Below are 20,634 nucleotides of genomic sequence, written 5' to 3'. Positions count from 1 at the left end.
CTTAAGTTTCAAGCCTCAGCTGTGCCTTTGCGGGCCTTTAGCCTGGTACCCGGTCCACATTCGCGCCAACAGCGCGCAGTTTTTCTTCAAGCCGCTCATAGCCGCGGTCCAGATGATAAAGCCGGTTCACATGAGTTTCACCCTCGGCCACAAGGCCAGCGAGGGCGAGGCCCATGCTGGCACGCAGGTCTGTTGCCATCACAGGTGCGCCTTTGAGGAAACGGGCGCCGCGAACGGTGGCGCTCGAGCCTGTGACAGTGATGTCAGCGCCCAGACGGCACAGCTCAGACACATGCATGAAGCGGTTTTCAAAAATGGCTTCAGTGATCACGCTGGCCCCTTCCGCGACGCAGGCGAGCGCCATGAACTGGGCCTGCATGTCTGTTGCAAAACCGGGGAAAGGTTGGGTGACGAGGTTGAAGCCTTTTACGTGGCCGTTTGATTTGATGCGCACGCCGTCTTCTTCCACGCTGACAATGCCGCCAGCGTCGGCGAGTGTATCCAGCGTTGCCTGCATATCGTCGGCACGGGCTCCTTCCAAAAGCAGGTCACCACGGGTCATCAGCGCGGCAACAGCATAGGAGCCAGCCTCGATCCGATCTGGCATCACGGCATGGGTGGCGCCGTGCAGCCGGTCCACCCCTTCCACCGTAATGGTCTCGTGCCCTGCGTCCTTGATGCGCGCGCCCATGGCGTTAAGGCAGGCCGCAAGGTCCGCGATCTCAGGCTCACGCGCGGCATTTTCAATGATGGTGGTGCCTTTGGCGAGGCTCGCAGCCATCAGGATATTTTCTGTGGCACCAACGCTTACAAAAGGGAAACGCACACGCCCGCCCTTCAAGCCTTCGGGCGCACTAGCTCTTACATAGCCTTGCTCAACATCAATTTTGGCGCCAAGCTTTTCAAGCGCCTTGAGGTGGAGGTCAATAGGACGGTTGCCAATGGCGCAGCCGCCAGGCAAGCTCACAATTGCTTCACCTGCGCGTGCGACCAGCGGCCCCAGCACGAGGATGGAGGCGCGCATCTTGCGCACAATGTCATAAGGGGCCACCGTGTCGTTGATGTTTTTGGCGTCGAAGGTCAGGTTGCGGCCGGTCATGCGCCCACCTTTGCCGCCCTCAATCGTGACGGTCACGCCAAGGTGGTTAAGAAGGTCAGTCAGCGTGGTGATGTCAGCCAGGCGCGGCAAGTTTTCAAGCGTCAACGGCTCGTCAGACAAAAGGCTCGCACACATGAGCGGCAGGGCAGCGTTCTTGGCACCTGAAATGGGTACGGTTCCGTGAAGCGCGTTGCCGCCGGTGATGACGAGTTTTTCCATATGAACTGGGCCTTTTAACTTGAAATGAGCACTGGCAGCATCGGCACCGATCAAGGCATAAAGGGGGCAAGCTTATGCCCGGTTTATGACTACACGCCTTAAAGCTTTGGCAGGGTTACGCCTGTCTGGCCCTGATACTTGCCCTTGCGGTCCGAGTAGGCTGTTTCGCACGGCTCATTGCCTTGCAGGAACAGGAACTGGCACGCGCCTTCATTGGCGTAAATCTTTGCTGGCAGCGGCGTGGTGTTTGAGAATTCAAGCGTTACGTGGCCTTCCCAGCCGGGCTCAAGCGGTGTGACATTCACGATGATGCCGCAGCGGGCATAGGTGGATTTGCCGAGGCAGATCACCAGCACGTCTTTCGGTACCCGGAAATATTCCACCGTGCGTGCGAGCGCAAAGCTGTTAGGCGGGATGACACACACATCCGTATCCCGGTCCACAAAGCTTTTTGGCGAAAAATCCTTCGGGTCCACAATGGCCGAATCGACGTTCGTGAAGATCTTGAACTCAGGCGCCACACGGGCGTCGTAGCCATAGGACGAAAGCCCGTAGGAGATATTATCCTTGCGCACCTGACCATCCACAAACGGTTCGATCATGCCGTGCGTTTTCGACATCTCGCGAATCCATTTATCAGACATGATGGACATGGTGCTTTGCTCCCCTGATCTTGTATCTCACACCGCGACAATGGCCGCATTTTTCGCATTAGTAAGGCAATCAATGGGGGCGAACAAGCACCAATCTACAAGATATTGAGGTGGGGGGAGTTTCAGTCGCGGCTTTAACTCTGACGAGAGCTTTGGGCGACTTACGTGTCGCGATTACTGCCCTCAGGTTCGGGAGTAGTTTTGCGTTCCCGTGCCTGATCTTTGCGGCGGCGCAGGTTGGCGCGCAGGGCTTCCGCCAGCCGCGCCTGTTTTTCAGCCGCGCTCAGCTTGCCGTTATCCTGCTTTATGTCAGCTGTTTTTTTGTCGTTGTCGCTCATAGAGGCATAAATGCCGCAAAGCGCATGACTTTTTCAAGCGCCAATTGCGGTGGTGCTTGAGAAGGGGGCTTGAGTGCCGTAAATTTATTGCTGTTTTGGCTTGCATCAAATGCCGCGCTGTGGCAATAGCCCCGGCGTGCGACGCATATGCGTTCCGCACTTATGCGACCCGCATATGGTTACGCTGCTGTAGCTCAGGGGTAGAGCACTCCCTTGGTAAGGGAGAGGCCGGGAGTTCAAATCTCCCCAGCAGCACCATTCTCCCTTACATCATCATTTATCGCAGCCTGCTTAAGCAAACAGGCTATCAAGCTTTGTCATGCTTTTGATGTCTGTGGCGAGCGCTCGATGACGCGCGACGGCGATGTCGAACACACCATTGCCGAGGCTTACACGTTTAACACCAAGGTCTTGCAGAAGCGCAAGGTCCGTTACCCCCGGTAGTGCGAGCAGGTTAACTGGCAGCGGGCACACGCGGGTTAGCTCACCAATCAGCTCTTCATCCTTGAGGAATGGCACGAAAAGGCAGTCTGCACCAGCGGCAGCATAAGCTTCTGCGCGCTTAAGGGTTTCCGTGAGCGCAGCGCGTGGGTTATCTTTCAATACGAGGAAGCCGTCAGTGCGGGCGTTGAGGAACACAGGGTCACCGCTTGCATTCCTCAGAGCCTTGATGGCACGGATACGGTCTACCTGCATTTGGGTGTCGATAAGGCCTTTTGTGTCTCCCTTGAGCGAATCTTCAAAGTTGATACCCACGGCGCCTGCGGCCATCACACGGGTGACATTGGCACATACACCTTCAATATCTGCGGCATAGCCCGCCTCTATATCCACACTGATCATCGCATTGGTGTTTAATGCGATGCGTTCGGCCACCATCAAAAGGGTCTCAAACGGTATCTGTTCGCCGTCTGGATAGCCAAGCATGGCGGCAACCGCCCAGCTTGAGGTGCCAATCAGGTTAAACCTAGCTGCGGCGAACGCCTGAGCAGAGGGTACATCCCACGCGTTAGGCAGAAGCAAGAGGCCTTCGCCTTTGTGCAGGGTTTTCATGCGAGTATATGGTGTCTGGTCGCTCATGATTTCCTCACTTGTCTTTGTCTGTTTGTTTAGGTTGATTTCTGCTTAGCGGAAAGGAAGCCGTGCCACCCCGGCTTCAAGGTCCAGAAGCCAGCGTTTGGCCTCAAGCCCACCACCAAAACCGGTGAGCGAGCCATCTTTGCCCACCACCCGGTGGCAGGGCACGATGATGGAGATCGGGTTCATGCCGTTTGCTGTGCCAACGGCGCGTACCTTCTCGCGGCCGCCAAGTTTGATGGCCTGTGCTTCATAACTGGCGGTTTCACCGTAGGGCACGGTTAATAGGGCCTGCCATGCGGCGCGCTGGAAATCTGTTCCGTGCATTTCAAGCGGCAGGTCAAAGCTTTTGCGCTTACCGGTGAAATATTCACTGAGCTGTTTTTCCGCTTCATCAATAACAGCGTGTCCAGTTGCCACCGGAAGCGCGGCCACAGCCGCCTCTGTCTCGGGTTTTTCAAGGTCACATTCCCAGAGCACTGCACGAAGCGCCTGTGCGCCTGCGATCAGGTATAAGGGGCCGACAGGGCTTTGCGTCACCCGATAGCTGCTGCCATCTGGCAGCTCTTTAAAGATGCGGGTTTTCATTCATTTCCTCCTGCCACAAGGCTGCGCCAAAGGTGCATGGTGGCGTAAGCACGCCAGGGGCGTATGGCTTCAAGTGCTGCATGGAGTTCTTTCGCGGCTGACTTGCCGGTCAGCCCATAGGCTTTAACAAGGCCTAGGTCACCGTAGGGGTATGCATCTGGCTCCCCCATGCCGCGCATGGCAATATACCCTGCGGTCCATGGCCCGATGCCTTTAATGGCCGTCAGGCGGTCGAGCTTTTCCTCGAGCGTGGTGGTGCGCGGGAAGGTGAGATCGCCGCGCCCGTAACGTTGAGAGAACGCCCGCAATGTTGCCGCGCGGGTGCGGATAAAACCAAGCTTCTCGAGCGGTGCTGCGATAACTTCCTCGGGGGTGGGGAAGGGTAGCCAGCGTTCGCCCTCCACCATCACCGCTTTGTCGCCGGATGTATGCTCTACCAAGCGGTTTGTGAGGGTGGTGGCACCCACCACCGTGATTTGCTGGCCAATGATGGCGCGAATGGCAAGCTCAAACGGGTCCCATGCTCCCAGCACGCGCGCGCCGGGTTTCGCGTTTGTGATGGCCTTAAGGAGTGGGTTGTTTGCCAGGCGTGTTTCAATTCTGTCCGTGTCGGCATCAAGGTCAAACAGCGCGCGGCATTTGGCGATGATGTGCTGCAGGTGCGGCCACAGCGTCATGGGTACATGGAGGGTAAGCCAGTTGCCCCGTCCCTCACCGCACACCTCAATAACGCCGGATGCATCGTCAAAAGTTAACAGGCGGCGGTATCGTCCATGCTCAAAACGTTCCACGCCAGCCACCATGCGGCCAGCAAGATATTCACCGACCTGTGCCCAGTCGTATGGCGGGCGATAAGCAAGGCGGATATGCAGCCTGTTTTTGTCGCTTGCGCTGTGTTTGGGGCCATGTTTGTAGCGCCGCCTGAGCGCTGAGGGTGCCTCAAAGTAGGTTTTTTTCATCTCCACATTGAACTGCGCGATGGTGGGGAAGCCCGCAATGAAGGCAATTTGTGTCATCGACAGCGATGTTTCAGTGATCAGCTTCTTCGCCATCTGCACCCGTCGGGTTTTGACCAGTTGCATGGGTGATATGCCGAGGTGCTCTTCAAACAACCGCCTGAGATGCCGGGATGAAATGCCAAGGTCTTCAGCCAGTGCTTCCATGTTGCCGTTCTCCAGCGGGTCATGCTGGATCATGTCGATCGCTTTTATGACGATATCGCTCGCCACCTCACGAGGTACATAGCCAGGGGCCTGTTCCGGGAAGCAGCGCAGGCATGGGCGGTATCCTGCCGTTTCGGCCCGTGCGGCAGTGGCATAGAAGGTACAGTTTTTATAGTGCGCGGTAGGGGCTGGGCAGATGGGGCGGCAGTACACACCGGTTGTGCGCACGGCAATATAGAACTTGCCGTCGAAGCGGGCATCTCGGCTCTTGAGCGCGTTATAGCATATCTGGGTGTCTAACATCATGGCGGCATAATGTGGGGCAGTTGCCGTAGGGTCTACCTATATTCGGACATAACTATTGATTTGTTTTACAGCAGCCAAAGAGCCCTGCGGGCGTAACCTGGCAAGGCTCATGGGTATCGCAATTATAGAAGTCTTAAGTATCCGGGGTATACTCTCGCGCATAGTGGCGGGGTTCGGTACAGCGGAGGCGGCATCTATGAAATTGAAGCACATGCTTGTGGCGGCTTTTTTGCTGCTGTCTGTGCTGCCGCTCATCCTCGGTTTTTGGTTCATTACTAGCTATACCGGAAAGCAGTATGAGGCGCAGATTGAAGAAAAGCTCACTGCGCTATCCCTTATCGCAAAAAAGCGCGTACTCGCTGTTGTCGACCGGGTGCGGGACAATACGGCGTTAGTCTCGAGCCGCACACAGATGCGAACTAGCCTGAATGCATGGAACCTGACTAAAAACCCTGTTGAGCAAGCGCGCATATTGCGCATTTTGCAAGACGCAAACCGTGAGGTTGTGCACTTAAGCACTCTAAGTGTGTACGGCCCAGGTGGTGAGGTTGTCGTATCAACCGACGATGAGAACCATGTGTCTGAACTGATGGTTTTTCCAGAGCCTGGCACCACAGGTATCGCGCTTGCCAGCAGAAACGGCATATACGTGGAAAGCACCGCACCGCTTATGTTTGACGGCCAATTGGTGGGATATATGAGGGTCGAATTCGTTGCTGATTTCATTCTTGATCTTATCAATGACCGTAGCGGTTTGGGGGATACGGGCGAGTGGCTTTTTGCAGTTCGCACGGATGAGGGGGATGCCCTGTTCGCGGTGCCGCTTAAATATGATGCGGGTGCTGCATTCACTCGCCGGGTCAGTAAAGACAGGTTGGATGTCCCCATTACACAAGCGTTGCTTGGCCATGAGATTATCATGCGTCAAGCACCGGACTATTTGGAAGAGCCGGTGATGGCGGCAACACGATTTATCCCCGACCTTGGCTGGGGCCTTGTTGTCAAAATCAACGAATCGGAAGTAAGCGAGATCATCTACGAGGCAAATCGCTTCCTTGTCATACTTGGGGCTGGATTGGTGCTTCTGGCCATAGGCTGTGGCTTTGCGGTCGCGCATTTTATTTCGCGGCCGATGGAAGAGCTGCGCCTTATCAGCCGTAAAGTGGCAGGGGGCGATTTCGATGTTGAGCCTGTGCAAAAGGGGTGGCGCGAAGTTGAGGAACTGTCGACGGATTTTGGGAGGATGGCGGCGGCCCTGAAAGATCTCAACGATAACCTCAACGACAAAGTGAAACGCCGGACAGAGGCTCTGAATGAAGCCAATGAAGCCATGCAGGAGAAAAATGCTGAACTTGATGCTGCGTTGGTTGAAGCACAAGCGGCGAACAACGCGAAGTCAGACTTCCTTGCCAACATGAGCCATGAAATCCGCACACCAATGAATGGTATTATTGGAACAACTGGCCTGCTGCTTGATACACCGCTGACGCCAAAACAATATGCCTACACTGATACCACCATGAAGTCGGCCGAAGCTTTGCTCACGCTGATCAATGATATTCTGGATTTCTCAAAAATTGAGGCTGGTAAGCTTGAGCTTGAGGAAGTGCCGTTTGACCTTATTCAGATGATCGAAGATGTCGCAGACATGATCACGCCTAAATGCGCTGAAGGTCATGTGGAACTTTTGGTTCGTTTTGAGGAAGGCACCCCGCGTTTTGTTAACGGAGACCCAGGCAGGCTGAGACAAATTCTTTTAAACCTGTTGAGCAACGCCGCGAAATTTACATCGGAAGGTCATATCCTTTTGCGGATATGGTCTCAATCTTCCCAAGAAGGGCGGGTGGCCCTGCATTGCGAGGTTGAAGATACGGGTGTTGGTATACCGGAAAACAAGCGCGCTATTATCTTCAACAAGTTTGACCAGGCTGACACTTCAACCACGCGCCGGTACGGCGGTACGGGCTTGGGGCTCAGTATTTGCAGTGACCTTATTGCCATGATGGGTGGCGATATTACTGTGGACAGCGAAGTAGACAAAGGCTCGACCTTCCGCTTCCACGTGAATCTCGCGATCGCGGACGCGCCGATCGAAGGCGTGAAGCAAGACGCTGTTGCGCTTGAGGGTGTTCGCCTTCTTGTAGTGGACGATAGCGACGTGGCGCGCGAAATCGTCGGCGAACAGCTCAAGGGGCTTGGTTTGGATATAACCTTCGTCGCGGAAAGCCCCGAAGCGCTCAGGCTTTTGATTGCGGGCGCAGACGAAGGTCAGCCATTTGATATGCTTCTGACAGACTTCTGCATTCCTGACATGAACGGCGACATGCTGGTGAAGGAAATACGCAAAGACAATAGGCTGGACAGCCTGCAAATGGTTTTGATGACGTCGCTACCTAATAAGGGCGATGGCAGTAAAATGCGCAAGCTTGGGCTTCGCGGTTACCTGACCAAACCCATTTTCCCTAGTGAGATTGCAACCATGCTGTCGGCAGTGTGGAAGAGCCGTGACCGTGCGGGTGAAACGCCACTTTATACCCGGCATAGCTTCCGTGAGGTCAAGAAGGTTGATCGCAGTGATATTAGTTTCAAGGGCGCGCAAATATTGTTGGCAGAAGACAACCCTGTGAACCGTATGGTGGCGACCAACATTCTCAAGCGGTATGACTGCCTGATAACCCCTGCAGGCAATGGCGTGGAGGCGGTTGAGCAGGTTAGAAACCGGCGGTTTGACCTCATTTTGATGGATTGTCTGATGCCTGAAATGGATGGCTTTGAGGCAACAAAAGCCATAAGGGCGCTGGAGGAGGAAGGGAAGGTTGAGCCAACCCCTATTGTCGCGTTTACGGCAAATGCCATGGCGGGCGACAGACAACAGTGCCTGAACGCAGGCATGGATGACTATCTCAGTAAACCGGTGCAGCCCGACGAGGTAGAAAAGGCGTTGTTACGTTGGCTTGAGCCTGTGTGAGCATTTCCATCGCAGAGGGCAAGCCCGAGAGTGGCAAGCTCCTAAGTCTTTCAGGTTCTTCGCGCCACTCCCTAAGCTATTGAAATATAGTGGTCTTGACGTATAGTGGTCAGGTCCGCCACAAGGCGAACGCGAGGGATGTGAATGCTTGTCGTGATGCACCACAGTATAAAATCTTGTCAGGCGCGAGGCTCTCGCGCCGGATTTTGCCTGAATGGAAGATCCTATGCTTGCGGCTATTGAAGCTGGCGGCAGCAAATTTGTCTGTGCGGTAGGTGGCGGCTTTGACGACATCTGGGCGCAGAAAACCATCCCCACCGGAACGCCAGATGAAACGCTTGCAGCATGCGCCAAGTTTTTCAAAGATGCTCAGGTACGGTTCGGGGTGATTACCTCACTGGGTATTGCAAGCTTCGGCCCCATTGACCTTGCCCGAAGTGCAACCTATGGCACGCTGCTATCAACGCCAAAGTCAGGATGGGCAGGCACCAATTTCGCTCATTTTTTTGGTCATCAGGTTGGTGTACGGGTCGTGATTGACACAGACGTCAATGCAGCCGTACTTGCCGAAGTGCACGCAGGTGCCGCACGCGGTTGCGGTAATGCGGTTTATGTAACTGTTGGCACAGGCATTGGCGCGGGGGTGATGGTGGATGGCGCGCTGGTGCATGGTGTACTCCACCCCGAAGTTGGCCATATGCCAGTCCCGCGCGCGCAAGGCGACGAAAAGTTTGAAAGCCAATGCCCCTATCATAGCGATTGTTTTGAAGGCCTGGCATCAGGCCCTGCCATAGCGGTGCGTGCTGCCATGCCAGCATCGATTTTGCCTGCTGACCATATGGCCTGGGATACGGAGGCGTATTATCTGGCGCAGCTTTGCCGCAGCATCACTTTTGCTTACGCGCCTGAACGTATCATTCTGGGTGGCGGTGTGATGAACCAGAAAAGGCTGCTCGCGCGTGTTCAGCGGCGTACGGAAAAGCTGATTGCCGGGTATGTACCAACGGCGGCCCGCACGGGCGGTATGGAGCGTTATATCGTGGCACCAGGCCTCGGCAAAATATCGGGGCTGGTTGGGGCGTTTATGTTGGCACGCGGCGCGGCGCAGCGTTGATGCCCAGTGTTGACGCAAAGCTTATCTGGGGTATTTCTCGTCCATGTAGGCGAGGGCCTGAACGATGATTTCCTCCAGCACAACCATATCCACCGACGATAGCCTGCCGATATAAAGGCAGGATTTCCCGAGCTTGTGCTTGCCAAGGCGATTGAGTAGCCCTTCGACTTTGCTGAAACCCGGGATAATATAAAGTACCAGCGATGATTTTCGCGGCGAAAAGCCAATACGGCACATGTCGCCTTTACGGCCACTGTCATACTTATAATGATAGCTGCCAAATCCGATGATGGACGGCCCCCACATGCGGGGTTCATGCCCGCTGAGCCGTTGCATCATTTCGAGGACGACTTTGGAGTCCTCTCTCCGTCCTTGGTGGTCAACAGCCTCGATAAAGGCGCTGGCGTCTGCCTTCGTCGGTTTTGTTTTCATATCCGCCAAGGTTAAATCTCCCCTCGCTAAGCTCTGACCGCACGAATATTACCACACACTGTTGCAAAAAGCCGGTCAATGCCGTTTGCTGGCACCCAGAGCCAAAAAAGCAGAGGCATAGATGGGCGAACGTGTTGTTGTAATCAGAAATCCGGCCGCCGGAAACGGTCGCAGCCCCTTCATAGGGGTTGTGGCTGAACGTTTGCGCCGTGGCGGGCAGGATGTGACGATTGCAGACACTAATGCCCCCGGCCACGCAACCGAGATTGCGGAGAAGCTAGCCCGCACGGGTGAGGCGCAGGTGATTATTGCAGCAGGCGGTGACGGCACGATCCGCGATGTGGCGGAGGGCGCTTTTGGCCACGATGTGGCCCTGGGCATTATCCCTGCTGGCACGGCCAATGTTTTGGCGCGGGAACTGGGTTATATGCCCCACGGACGTATTGGTGCCCGGCATGTGTCTGATGTGTTGCTGTCCCGCTCCCTCAAAGACCTTTACCCTTTTGATGTTTATTTTGACGGGCGTAGCCGCATGGGGATTTGTTGGCTTGGCGCAGGGTTTGATGCGCGCGTGCTTGAGCATGTTTCCCCCACATTGAAGGCCAAAATAGGTCGGGCGTCTTTTGTGCCCGCGACGATTAAAGCGCTGTGGCATGAGAAGAAAGCGGCGCCGATTGAATGGCTGACGTCTGACGGTGGCAAAGGCAGTTGTTACTGGTTTATTGCCGCGAATATCCGGCGTTATGCCGGACCTTTTGTGCTTACCCGCCAGACAGAGGTGTCAGAGCCGGGGCTTGCGTGCTTGATGCTTGAGCGCCAGGGGCCTTGGGCGAGAATGGTTGAGCAGGTGAGCCTTGCGCTTGGCCGCCTCGATAAAAAGGTCGCGGCGCGCGCGCTGGGTAACGGCAACATTGAAGTGGCGGACGAGACTATCCCGCTGCAACTGGATGGTGATTTTCTTGGGTATGGCGGTGCGGTGATTACGCCGCGCCTCGTGCCCATTGCTTTCAGGGCGCATATCTAACGGGCGTTGGGTAGGGCGGCACCAAAGTACCGCCCCGAAGTGTTATCTTGGGAGTTATGGAAACTCGACTGTAAGCCAGCCGTCGGGTGTTCCCTTGAGGTTAACCGAACTCCCGTCCGCATTGATCATGGACCTGATGCGCTGCCGGGTGAGGTTTAGCGCCTCGCTCTGGCCTATCCGGACGGGGTCATCAAACTGTATTTTGATCCGCCATACCGGCCCACCGTCAGTTTTCTCAAGCCCTAGAATCGTGCCCGCGTAGAGAGCGCCGCGATACCGGCCCTTGATGCGGTCACCCACATGGAACTTGAGCCTTGATGCCATCTGGTTGTCTCGCTGTGCGGCTCGGGCCGGAACATCGTTTTCGGCCAAGCCCATGGAGGGGGTGGCAGCATATGTGTTCCAGTCCCGAAAGCCGTCTTCTTTGGCAATGGCTTCGAGGCTATGGGCGTGTGTAAGGGAAATATCCAGCTCAGCTAGATAGGATCGGAGCCGTTTCGCACGGCCCTTTGCAAATTTGAGTATATCACTCATGGTTCGCCTTTCCGCGAACGGCAGTCTTTCAAGCGGGGCCTGCGTTGCCGCCCGGTGCCGTTCATAACGGTTCGGACGAACGATGCCCGCACGCCGTGGCGTTGGGCATTTCAGTTGAAGCCTTCACCAAACACTTTCGTGCGCAGGCGGCAGGTGGCCCCAAACCTTGGCGGCTTTTCTCATGGCCTGCGGTGCGGGTCAAGTTTTCTGTACCCCTTCGCAAGTGCTGCTTGGCGACACCAAAGGGCGGTGCTAGGGTCTGGAAAAATTTCAGGGGAGGAAGTTTTGGCATCATACAACTGGGCGTCGCTGCGCAACCTGGGCCCAGGCCTTTTGTTTGCAGGTATGGCGATCGGCACCTCGCATCTGGTGCAGTCGACGCGTGCAGGAGCGGTGTTTGGTCTTGGTCTGGCAGCAGTGATTTTGCTGGCCAACCTGGCAAAATATCCAGCCTTTCGGTTTGGTGCACAATATGCCGCCGCGACAGGTGAAACACTGATCAGCGGCTACCGCCGCATTGGGCTTGCGCCGGTGCTTTTCCTTCTCGCTGTGTTTATTTTTGCGCACGGGTTCGCGGTTTCCGCTATTTCGCTTGTAACAGCAGGCATGCTTAAAACTGTGCTCGGGCTGGAGCTTGGTTTGATGCCAACCATCGCAATGGTGATGGTTGTGGTGGCGCTGTTTCTGGGTTTCGGGCGTTATCATCTGCTTGAAAAGGTTAACCGCTTTTTCATGGCTGTCCTGACCATCAGTACCTTGATCGCCACCATTCTTGTGCTTCCGTCGGTTGAATGGAGCCTTTACCCGGCCAGCGCGCCACCACTTGATCTCGCGGCGTTCCTGTTCATCGTGGCACTTGCAGGCTGGATGCCAAGCCCGATTGAGGCATCTGTCTTTTCATCACTGTGGACACTCGCGCGCAGGGATGATGCGGCGCAGCACGGGAACACGAGCGAGACCGGTATGAGTGCCGTCGTGTCGGATTTTAATATCGGCTATGTATGGACCACACTCCTGGCGCTTTGTTTCATGATTCTGGGGGCCGGTGTTATGCACACCGGCGGCGTGACGCCGGAGGACAGCGCGCCGGGTTTTGCGGCTCAGCTTGTGGCGCTTTATGCCAATGCGCTCGGTGACTGGGCTGGGCCGATTGTAGGCCTTGCTGCCTTGTCTGTGATGTTCACAACAGCGATCACGGTGACGGATGGCCTGACCCGCGCGCTGGTGGTTACCTTGGGCGTATTGAAGGGTGGTTTGGGCAGCAAAACGGCGTCAGGCGAAGGCCCGCGTTACCGTATCGCGCTTGTGGGTATATTGGTTGCAGCCCTGCTGCTCCTTGTGTTTTTCATGCAAGGCTTCCGTACGTTTATTGATTTTGTAACCTCTCTGGCGTTCCTGACAGCGCCAGTGTTTGCGTACCTCAACCATAGGGCTATGGGGCTTGATGTGGTGGGTGAAGCCCACCGGCCGACTGTAAGAATGCGCCTTTGGAGCATCACCTCCATCGCCGCACTCGGGACGTTCGCTGTGGTATATCTGTGGCTACTTATGGGGCGCGGGTGAGGCGGAGTTTGCGGAAGCTAGTCTACGGCGCGCACAAGCTGGCGATCAAAGTAGCGGAGCAACATCTCAAGCTCGCGCCCACGCTTTAATATTTGCCCGTCTATGCCCATAATGCGCCAGGCGCCCTGCTGGTTGGCGAGGGCGGGCTCCTTGATAATGCGGTAAAGCGGCATCTCGCTTGTGCGGCGAAAAATTGAGAAGATCGCCTGTTCTTTCATGTGGTCGATAGCATAATCCCGCCATTCACCGGCTGAAACCATGCGGCCATAAACGTTCAGGATTTTCATAAGCTCGGGGCGGAAGAAATATACAGTGCTTGGCGGGTGTCCGCTCCGTGAGCGTGACACCGTTCCCCCGACCATTGGCATATATGATGCGTCTTCCATGCACTCCTCAATTTCGGTATTGTGCTGAATTTTGTCTCATATGGCAAGATATGCGCTTTATCTCAGGCATAGAGCGGTTCACCGTGGGGGGCTTGATAAAGATTGACGAGTGATTACATGAGTGAGACTATAACGAGCCGATATAATAAGAAACGGTATATATAAAAAATAACAGCGAGGACTTTCCGATGAAAAAGCTTACTACACTCCGTCGTAGTGTAACTGCGCTTGCTATGGCTGGCGCTGTTTGCGCGTCCATGACGGCGATGACAGCGCCAGTGGCTGCACATAGCGATGACCAGACCAGCGAAGTGCGCGAACTGGCGACATTCACCAAAATTCGTATCAAAGGCGGGCTTGAGCTTGACCTTGTTGCAGGCAAAGACCAGCGCGTTGAGGTTTCCGCAGGCCGCGGGCATCTGGCCGAGGTAGAGACATATGTGCGCGGCGATACCCTCGTGATCGACATGGATCATGATGACGACGACGGTATCCACATTAACAGCGACGACGTGCATGTGACCATTTCGATGGCGATGCTTGAGGAACTGGAAGTTCTGGGCGCGGTGGATGCCGAAATGAGCGGTATCGACAGCAAAAATCTGCGTATCGACATCAAAGGCGCGGGCGATGTGGAGATTGAAGGCACGTGCGGCTCGCTGGAGCTTGAGATCAAGGGCGCGGGTGACGTGGACGCAGAAGAGCTGAAATGTGCCGACGTGCAAGTAAGCGTCAAGGGGGTTGGCGAGGCCCGTGTGTATGCCAGTGAAAGCGTTGATGCAGACGTAAGCGGCATTGGCTCCATCACCGTGTATGGCGAGCCTGGCAAAGTACGCCAAAGCGACGGCTTCCTGGGCAGTATCCGCATAAAATAATCACGAGACGGAGGACAAAGTGATGAAAAAACTACAAACGACAGCGATTGTGGCGGCACTTCTGTGCGGCACGAGTTTTGGTGCGCAAGCCCGCGATACGGCGGAGCAGATACGCGACGTACCATCTTTTAAGGAAGTGCGCCTGAACGGCTCGATGGATGTTGAGATTACCGTGGGTGGTTCTCAGTCGGTGAAAGTGATCGCGGACGACAAGATCATCGACAATATCGAGACCGAAGTGCGCGGTGATGAACTACGTATCGGGCTGGAGAGTGGTCATTATAGCCATATCAAGGTGATGCGGGTTGTGATTACCATGCCTGAAATCACCGGTGCTGATATTCATGGTTCCGGCGACATGACGGTGAAAGGTGCGAAGGCGGACCGCTTCGAGCTTGAGCTTAAGGGCTCTGGCGACGCGATGTTCAGCGGCGCAAAGTTTGGCGACCTGGATATCGAGTTGCAAGGCTCTGGCGACATTGAAATCGATGGGACCTGTATGTCAATCGACATTGAGCTTCAAGGCTCTGGCGACGTAGATGCAGGCGATATGGAATGTGAAAACGCGAAAGTATCGCTTCGTGGTTCCGGCGATGTGGAAGTGTTCGCAAGCATAAGCGCAGACATTGGTGTGCACGGCTCTGGCGACGTTGTTGTGCGCGGTGAGCCAGACAAGCTGAACTCCCGCGTGCGCGGGTCGGGCGATATTACCATCCGCTAGAACCGACATCAGTTTTAAGAAACAAAAACCCCGGTCATTGTGTCGGGGTTTTCTTTTATATTGTGTTGGCTATGGGGGCGTTTTTCGCTATCAAGGTTGGTGACTTCATACAGGAGCTTTGATGTCCCGGTAACTCTGGTGCCCACCTTGGACGCCACCTGCAAATAGATTGAGGAACACCAGCGACCAGCAAGGTTGCGCGGGCCCTTCTGTTTGCCATTTCACAAAACATAGTTACCGATAAATGCACTTCTTCTTAAAAGGAAGTGCTTCAGGACAAAACAATGATTATCAGACCATATGAAGACAAAGACGTTGAAACCGTTCTCGGCGTCTGGCTGAACGCCAGCAAAATTGCTCACCCTTTTCTGAAAAAGGACTTCATTGAGAACGAGACAATCAACATGCGCACCCTCTATCTGCCCAATGCTGAGACATGGGTTGCGGAGGCAGACGGCGTTGTTGTTGGTTTTCTGTCCTTGATTGGCAATGAAGTTGGTGGGCTTTTTGTGGACCCGAAATATCATGGGCTCAGGTTTGGCAAAACACTGATGGACAAGGCTGTGGCCCTTCGTGGCACGCTTGAGCTGGACGTGTTTGAGAAAAATCCGATCGGGCGCCGGTTTTATGCCCGGTATGGATTTCTGGAAGACCATGAATATGACCATGAAGCCACAAGTGAGCGGGTTATACGTCTGACGTATGCACCGGGCGACCTAGCTACATCGGCTGGCTAGAAGCCAGTGCCGAGGCAAACAAGGAAGGGGCGCTACTGGCGCCTCTTTATTCTTCTTAAACTCAGAAAAAATACCCTGCCCCAACATGGTCACAATTGAGCCGCGCGGCAGCCTCAATAGAGCGCGACATTCTAGGTGTTGGCCTCGTCTGGCCCGGCTGTTTGCGGAGCTCTGAACCCCTAGCCCCCTCATCTTCGCATTTATAGACAGTCGGGCCAGTTTCATTTCCGGGCCACAGCAGAGGAACTCCACCCTCTCGCTTCACCTGAATTTGACAACTTTTCCTCAATTCATCCTCGACAAATGATGCTCAAGCACAGACCCTGTGCCGACGTTCCGAGATGGGATTTGATACAGGAGAGCAATCATGCGACAGCTTTTTGAGCTATGTGGCGAAGACAGAGATATGCGCTTCAGCCCCTATTGCTGGCGAGCGCGGCTCGCCCTTTTGCATAAAGGGCTGGAATATGAAGGGATGCCCATCAGGTTCCTCGAGAAGCAACCGATCGAGAGTGCTGATGCCAAAACTGTACCCGTGTTGAACGACGGTGGCACTTGGGTAAAGGATAGCTTCGGCATTGCTGTGTATCTGGAAGAAACATACCCGGATAACCCGCTTTTTGGTGGTGAGATTGCCAAGGCACAGGCGGAGGTGCTGAACGTTTGGCTCAACAAGTCGGTGCTGCTGGGTATTTTCCCGATGATCGTGGCTGACATTCACAAGAAACTGGATGCTAAAAACGCCGCTTATTTCCGTGAAACGCGTGAAAAGTTCCTCGGCTGTACGCTTGAGGAAGCCCAGGCTGAGCGAGCCGTTATGCTGCCCGGGTTTCGTAAAGCGCTATCGCCACTTCGTGCGGGACTACGTAGCACGCTGTTTTTGAGCGGGGAGCAACCCGCATGGCTGGACTATGCGTTGATGGGCACGTTTATGTGGGCCAATATGGTAAGTGATATTGAACTCTTGGAAGCGGATGACGACCTAAACGCATGGCAGGAACGTATGCTTGACCTGTTTGATGGTCATTGCAGGTCTGAGCTTGAAGCTGTCTAGAAAGGCCCAAGGGGCCAGTGACCGTATAGAGATTGTAGCACCAAAGGGCTTGCAAGCCTGAGGTTAGCTTATTATCAAACGAGGCAGTCTAGGGTTATCGAGAACGCTGGACCGCCGAAAATGAAGACAAGAAGATCGCGGCGCGATCGGGGGACAGTTTGATGGACATTCTTCTGGAGGCAAAAGGGCTCACCAAGCGCTTTGGTTCCTTCACCGCGGTGGATGGTATTTCGCTTTCCGTTCGCAAGGGCGAAGTGCTGGGGTTTTTGGGCCCTAACGGAGCTGGTAAATCCACCACCATGAAGATGCTGACCGGCTTTCTGGCGCCGTCTAGCGGCAGCGCGGTTGTTTGCGGTGAGACGGTAACCACCGGCAACGTCAAGGCGCGCGCGCGTATTGGTTACCTGCCTGAAGGTGCGCCGCTTTATGGTGAGATGACAACGCGCGCTTTTCTGAAGTTTGTGGCTGAGTCGCACACAATCTCGAAAGCGGAGATCGTGGATGTTGTAGAAAGCGCCGCCAGCGCTGTGCATTTGCATAGCGTGATGGAGCAGCGTATCGAGACGCTGTCGAAAGGCTTTAAGCGCCGTGTGGGCTTGGCTGCGGCAATTATGCATGCGCCGGACGTGCTCGTGCTGGATGAGCCCACTGACGGGCTTGATCCCAATCAGAAATATGAGGTTCGGCGGTTGATTGAAGCCATGTCGGTAGACAGGGCGATTATTATCTCGACCCATATTCTCGAGGAAGTTGACGCATTGTGTCACCGTGCGGTGATAATCAACAAAGGGCATATTGTGGCTGATGGTACACCATCCGAGCTGCGGGCTCGGTCCAAATATCGCAACGCGGTGACAATGCTTGTGCCAAACACTGAGGCCGAGCGTGCCGCCTCGGCGCTTAAACGTGTCGGCAACGTGGCGCGCATTGAGGCTGTGAGCGAAGGCGACAAGATGCGTTTGACCATACTGACAAAGGGCAACGCTGACATCGCCGATTCGGTTGGTGATATTGCTGCGGTCAGCAACTGGCAGATAAGCCAGTTCTCGGTTGACCCGGGCAGACTTGATGATGTGTTCCGGCAGGTGACGGAAGGCGACGGTTATACCGGCGGGCGAGGAATATAAGATGGGCGCGACACTCACCATATTCAGGCGCGAATTTGCCAGTTATTTTGCGACACCTGTGGCCTATGTTTTTCTGGTCATTTACCTTGTCATGCAGGGCATGTTCACCTTTTACATTGGTCAGTTCTATGTTCGCGAGCAGGCTGACCTTGTCTCCTTTTTCAGTTATCAGCCCTGGCTCTACCTATTCCTGATGCCAGCGGTTGCCATGCGGCTTTGGGCGGAAGAACGCAAGACGGGAACGTTGGAACTGCTGCTTACGCTGCCTGTACCGCTTGGGGCCGTGGTGGCGGGGAAATACCTTGCGGCTGTTGCGTTCGCTGCTGTGGCGCTTTTGCTGACCGCACCGATCTGGATCACTGTCAACTGGTTGGGCACGCCCGATAATGGCGTGATAGCGACGGGCTACATCGGCTCGCTTCTGATGGCATCGGCCTATCTGGCAATTGGTAGTGCGCTTTCTGCGACAACCAAAAATCAGGTAGTGGCGTTCATTCTGGCGGTAACAGTCTGTTTCCTTTTCCTCGTGTCTGGCCTTCCCATGGTGCTGGATGTATTTGGTGGCTGGGCGCCGGACCCGCTGGTGGAAGCGGTCGCGAACCTGTCGTTCCTTACCCATTTCAATAACCTGCAAAAAGGTATGGTGGCGCTCTCCGACATTGTTTATTTCCTTGCAGTGATTGTGCTTTGGCTCTGGATCAACCGCATCGTGATTGAAAGCAAAAGGGAGGCGGGATAATGGCTGACGCAAATCCAAAAGACGCCGCTCGCAACAATGCGACCCCTGCGTTTATTAGCAGGCCATCGGTACAAATGGCGCTGGCGGCGCTGCTTTTCCTTTCGCTCACAGTGCTTGCGGATCGTTACCTGCGAGCGCATACGCTCGACCTGACGGAAGACAATCTCTACACGCTTTCCGCTGGTACTAAGGAAGTGCTGCGCGATATCGATGAGCCGGTAACGCTGACCTATTATTTCTCCCGTTCCCTCGCGGCGCCATATCCGCAGATACTCAGCTACGGCAAACGGGTGGAGGATATGTTGCGTGCCTTCGCGGCGGAAAACCCGCGTAATATCCATTTGTCTGTCGTCGACCCAGAACCGTTTTCTGTGGCGGAGGATGACGCTGTCGCGGCGGGGCTGAGAGGCTTGCCGCTGATGGACCGGTCAACGCTCTATCTTGGGCTCACGGCGACCAACTCGCTCGACGGTGAAGCCAGCATTGGATATTTCTCGGAGGAGCGTGAAAAATTCCTCGAGTATGACCTCATCAAGATGCTCACCAGCCTGGACGCTGACCCGCGCCCTCGCCTTGCGCTTCTCACCCAACTACCGATGCAGTTTGGCCCCGGTGGGCCGCAGGCGATGATGCAGGGCCGCAGCCAGCCTTATGTGGTGTATGAGCAGCTGCAGGAATTTTTCTTCGTTGAGGACCTCGCTGCTGACTTTGCTGAAATCCCGGCTGAGACAGAGCTTCTTATGCTGGTGCATCCACCTGCGCTGAATGAAGACCAGCTTTTTGCTATCGACCAGTTTGTGCTCAAGGGCGGTAGGGCGCTCGTTTTCCTTGACCCACACGCCGAGGCAATGGACCCGCGCGCGACGATGCCGAATGCGTCAACTCTGGGCCCGCTCCTCGGTGCATGGGGTGTGAATATGCCAGAGAGCAAAGTGGTGGGCGACGCGGCGCTGGCGCAGCGCGTGCAGATGGGCGGCAACGGCCCCGATTCAGTAAAAGATTATATCTTCTGGCTTTCCATCAGCGGCGATTTTCTCAGTGATGAAGATATCGTCACCGGCTCGATCGATAACCTCAACCTCGCCAGCGCTGGTGTGCTTGAACCAGTGGAAGGGGCAACCACCACCTTCCAGCCGCTGGTGACCACCAGTTCAGTTGCGATGCTGTATGACGCAGACCGTGCCGTTGGTGTGCCGGACCCGGATGCCTTGCTGCGTGAGCTTGAACCGTCAGGCCAGGCTTATACGCTGGCAGCGCGCATAAGCGGTATGGCCTCAAGTGCCTTCCTCGAGCGCGCGGCGGCAGAAGGGGCGCCAAACGCCAATCCGGCTGTGGGCGCAGGTGACATCAATGTTGTGGTCGCAAGTGACAGCGACCTGTTTGATGATCGTTTCTGGGTGCAGTTGCAGGAACTTCTTGGTCAGCGCATTGTTGTGCCGCTGGCGGGCAACGGTAGCTTTGTCCTCAATCTGGCGGACCATATCTCAGGCTCTGAGGCGCTGCTCGCGCTACGTGGACGCGGTATATCCAAGCGACCTTTTGAAGTGGTGGACCGGCTGCGGCGTGAAGCTGAGGCCAAGTATCTGGCAGAAGAGCAGCGGCTTGAGGACCAGCTTGCTGGTATGGAAGACCGCCTCGCGCAATTGGAGGCACAAAACCCTGATGGTAATCAGGTTGTGTCTCCTGAAGCTGAGGCCGAGAAAGCGCGTTTCCGCGATCAACTTCTGGAAACCAGAAAGGCGCTGAGGGAAGTGAACCGCAGCCTGCGTTCCGACATCGAAGCGCTTGGCAGTTGGCTGGCTGTGATCAATATCGTCGCTGTGCCACTTCTTGTTATCTTATTCGCGCTTGTCCGTGTATATCTGCGCCGTCGAGCGCTGGCGGAAAGCCGGAATTAAGACGCCACTTGGCGTCAGG

The 20,634-nt window shown here is 55.3% G+C and carries 20 protein-coding genes and 1 tRNA gene; 12 read left to right on the top strand and 9 right to left on the bottom strand.

What is annotated here, in order from left to right; translation table 11 throughout:
- Window positions 1–37: 37 nt before the first annotated feature.
- The 3 genes from murA to ACOOGA_RS07260 form a co-directional block, all read right to left on the bottom strand.
- Window positions 38–1,318, bottom strand: coding sequence for a UDP-N-acetylglucosamine 1-carboxyvinyltransferase (gene murA, locus ACOOGA_RS07270; RefSeq protein WP_420430118.1), 1,281 nt, complete (start codon window positions 1,316–1,318; stop codon window positions 38–40).
- A 98-nt stretch (window positions 1,319–1,416) separates the two neighbouring features.
- Window positions 1,417–1,971 (bottom strand): dCTP deaminase, encoded by a 555-nt coding sequence (gene dcd / locus ACOOGA_RS07265; RefSeq protein ID WP_417458459.1) that lies wholly within the window; start codon window positions 1,969–1,971, stop codon window positions 1,417–1,419.
- A 161-nt stretch (window positions 1,972–2,132) separates the two neighbouring features.
- Complete coding sequence (locus ACOOGA_RS07260; RefSeq protein WP_420430116.1) at window positions 2,133–2,309, bottom strand: hypothetical protein; 177 nt, start codon at window positions 2,307–2,309, stop codon at window positions 2,133–2,135.
- A gap of 183 nt (window positions 2,310–2,492) precedes the next feature.
- Between ACOOGA_RS07260 and ACOOGA_RS07255 the strand changes: the two genes are divergently transcribed.
- Window positions 2,493–2,567: transfer RNA gene (locus ACOOGA_RS07255), tRNA-Thr, on the top strand.
- A gap of 33 nt (window positions 2,568–2,600) precedes the next feature.
- Here the strand turns inward: ACOOGA_RS07255 and ACOOGA_RS07250 are convergent.
- Genes ACOOGA_RS07250 through ACOOGA_RS07240 form a run of 3 tightly spaced genes read right to left on the bottom strand, consistent with a single transcriptional unit; the run spans window position 2,601 to window position 5,443 of the window.
- Window positions 2,601–3,389: an isocitrate lyase/PEP mutase family protein gene (locus tag ACOOGA_RS07250; protein ID WP_420430114.1), complete on the bottom strand. Its 789-nt coding sequence runs from the start codon at window positions 3,387–3,389 to the stop codon at window positions 2,601–2,603.
- Between the two features lie 45 nt (window positions 3,390–3,434).
- Window positions 3,435–3,974: a methylated-DNA--[protein]-cysteine S-methyltransferase gene (locus ACOOGA_RS07245; protein WP_420430112.1), complete on the bottom strand. Its 540-nt coding sequence runs from the start codon at window positions 3,972–3,974 to the stop codon at window positions 3,435–3,437.
- The gene (locus tag ACOOGA_RS07240) at window positions 3,971–5,443 is read right to left on the bottom strand and encodes an AlkA N-terminal domain-containing protein (protein WP_420430110.1); all 1,473 of its coding nucleotides are present in this window, start codon (window positions 5,441–5,443) and stop codon (window positions 3,971–3,973) included. Before ACOOGA_RS07240 ends, ACOOGA_RS07245 begins: the two co-directional genes overlap by 4 nt.
- A 196-nt stretch (window positions 5,444–5,639) precedes the next feature.
- Here ACOOGA_RS07240 and ACOOGA_RS07235 point away from each other — a divergent pair, with 196 nt between their 5' ends.
- Window positions 5,640–8,411 (top strand): response regulator, encoded by a 2,772-nt coding sequence (locus ACOOGA_RS07235; RefSeq protein ID WP_420430108.1) that lies wholly within the window; start codon window positions 5,640–5,642, stop codon window positions 8,409–8,411.
- Window positions 8,412–8,625: 214 nt separating this feature from the next.
- Window positions 8,626–9,525 (top strand): ROK family protein, encoded by a 900-nt coding sequence (locus tag ACOOGA_RS07230; RefSeq protein ID WP_420430106.1) that lies wholly within the window; start codon window positions 8,626–8,628, stop codon window positions 9,523–9,525.
- Window positions 9,526–9,546: 21 nt separating this feature from the next.
- On the opposite strand, the gene ACOOGA_RS07225 is transcribed toward ACOOGA_RS07230, so the two are convergent.
- Entirely contained in the window at window positions 9,547–9,966 is a 420-nt protein-coding gene (locus tag ACOOGA_RS07225) for a DUF1801 domain-containing protein (protein ID WP_420430104.1), read from the bottom strand.
- A gap of 112 nt (window positions 9,967–10,078) precedes the next feature.
- Here ACOOGA_RS07225 and ACOOGA_RS07220 point away from each other — a divergent pair, with 112 nt between their 5' ends.
- Entirely contained in the window at window positions 10,079–10,981 is a 903-nt protein-coding gene (locus tag ACOOGA_RS07220; protein ID WP_420430102.1) for a diacylglycerol/lipid kinase family protein, read from the top strand.
- A 54-nt stretch (window positions 10,982–11,035) separates the two neighbouring features.
- On the opposite strand, the gene ACOOGA_RS07215 is transcribed toward ACOOGA_RS07220, so the two are convergent.
- The gene (locus ACOOGA_RS07215; protein WP_420430100.1) at window positions 11,036–11,515 is read right to left on the bottom strand and encodes a glyoxalase superfamily protein; all 480 of its coding nucleotides are present in this window, start codon (window positions 11,513–11,515) and stop codon (window positions 11,036–11,038) included.
- A 285-nt stretch (window positions 11,516–11,800) separates the two neighbouring features.
- Between ACOOGA_RS07215 and ACOOGA_RS07210 the strand changes: the two genes are divergently transcribed.
- Complete coding sequence (locus ACOOGA_RS07210; RefSeq protein WP_420430098.1) at window positions 11,801–13,078, top strand: NRAMP family divalent metal transporter; 1,278 nt, start codon at window positions 11,801–11,803, stop codon at window positions 13,076–13,078.
- 17 nt (window positions 13,079–13,095) lie between these two features.
- Here the strand turns inward: ACOOGA_RS07210 and ACOOGA_RS07205 are convergent, their stop codons facing one another.
- Window positions 13,096–13,464, bottom strand: coding sequence for a DUF2794 domain-containing protein (locus ACOOGA_RS07205; protein ID WP_420430096.1), 369 nt, complete (start codon window positions 13,462–13,464; stop codon window positions 13,096–13,098).
- A gap of 188 nt (window positions 13,465–13,652) precedes the next feature.
- Between ACOOGA_RS07205 and ACOOGA_RS07200 the strand changes: the two genes are divergently transcribed.
- From ACOOGA_RS07200 to ACOOGA_RS07170, 7 genes are all read left to right on the top strand, one after another.
- On the top strand, window positions 13,653–14,339 hold the full coding sequence (locus ACOOGA_RS07200) for a head GIN domain-containing protein (protein ID WP_420430094.1): 687 nt from the start codon (window positions 13,653–13,655) through the stop codon (window positions 14,337–14,339).
- Between the two features lie 22 nt (window positions 14,340–14,361).
- Window positions 14,362–15,060, top strand: coding sequence for a head GIN domain-containing protein (locus ACOOGA_RS07195; protein ID WP_420430092.1), 699 nt, complete (start codon window positions 14,362–14,364; stop codon window positions 15,058–15,060).
- A gap of 284 nt (window positions 15,061–15,344) precedes the next feature.
- Window positions 15,345–15,797, top strand: coding sequence for a GNAT family N-acetyltransferase (locus tag ACOOGA_RS07190; RefSeq protein WP_420430090.1), 453 nt, complete (start codon window positions 15,345–15,347; stop codon window positions 15,795–15,797).
- A gap of 367 nt (window positions 15,798–16,164) precedes the next feature.
- Window positions 16,165–16,851: a glutathione S-transferase N-terminal domain-containing protein gene (locus ACOOGA_RS07185; protein WP_420430088.1), complete on the top strand. Its 687-nt coding sequence runs from the start codon at window positions 16,165–16,167 to the stop codon at window positions 16,849–16,851.
- Between the two features lie 161 nt (window positions 16,852–17,012).
- Window positions 17,013–17,978 (top strand): ABC transporter ATP-binding protein, encoded by a 966-nt coding sequence (locus ACOOGA_RS07180; RefSeq protein ID WP_420430086.1) that lies wholly within the window; start codon window positions 17,013–17,015, stop codon window positions 17,976–17,978.
- Between the two features lies 1 nt (window position 17,979).
- Window positions 17,980–18,717: an ABC transporter permease gene (locus tag ACOOGA_RS07175; protein ID WP_417462183.1), complete on the top strand. Its 738-nt coding sequence runs from the start codon at window positions 17,980–17,982 to the stop codon at window positions 18,715–18,717.
- Entirely contained in the window at window positions 18,717–20,615 is a 1,899-nt protein-coding gene (locus tag ACOOGA_RS07170; RefSeq protein ID WP_420430084.1) for a GldG family protein, read from the top strand. The genes ACOOGA_RS07175 and ACOOGA_RS07170 overlap by 1 nt, the downstream gene beginning before the upstream one ends.
- Window positions 20,616–20,634 lie beyond the last annotated feature (19 nt).

The organism is Kordiimonas sp., from assembly GCF_965216265.1.
GTDB lineage: Bacteria > Pseudomonadota > Alphaproteobacteria > Sphingomonadales > Kordiimonadaceae > Kordiimonas.
This window is presented reverse-complemented; position numbering and strand designations above follow the sequence as displayed.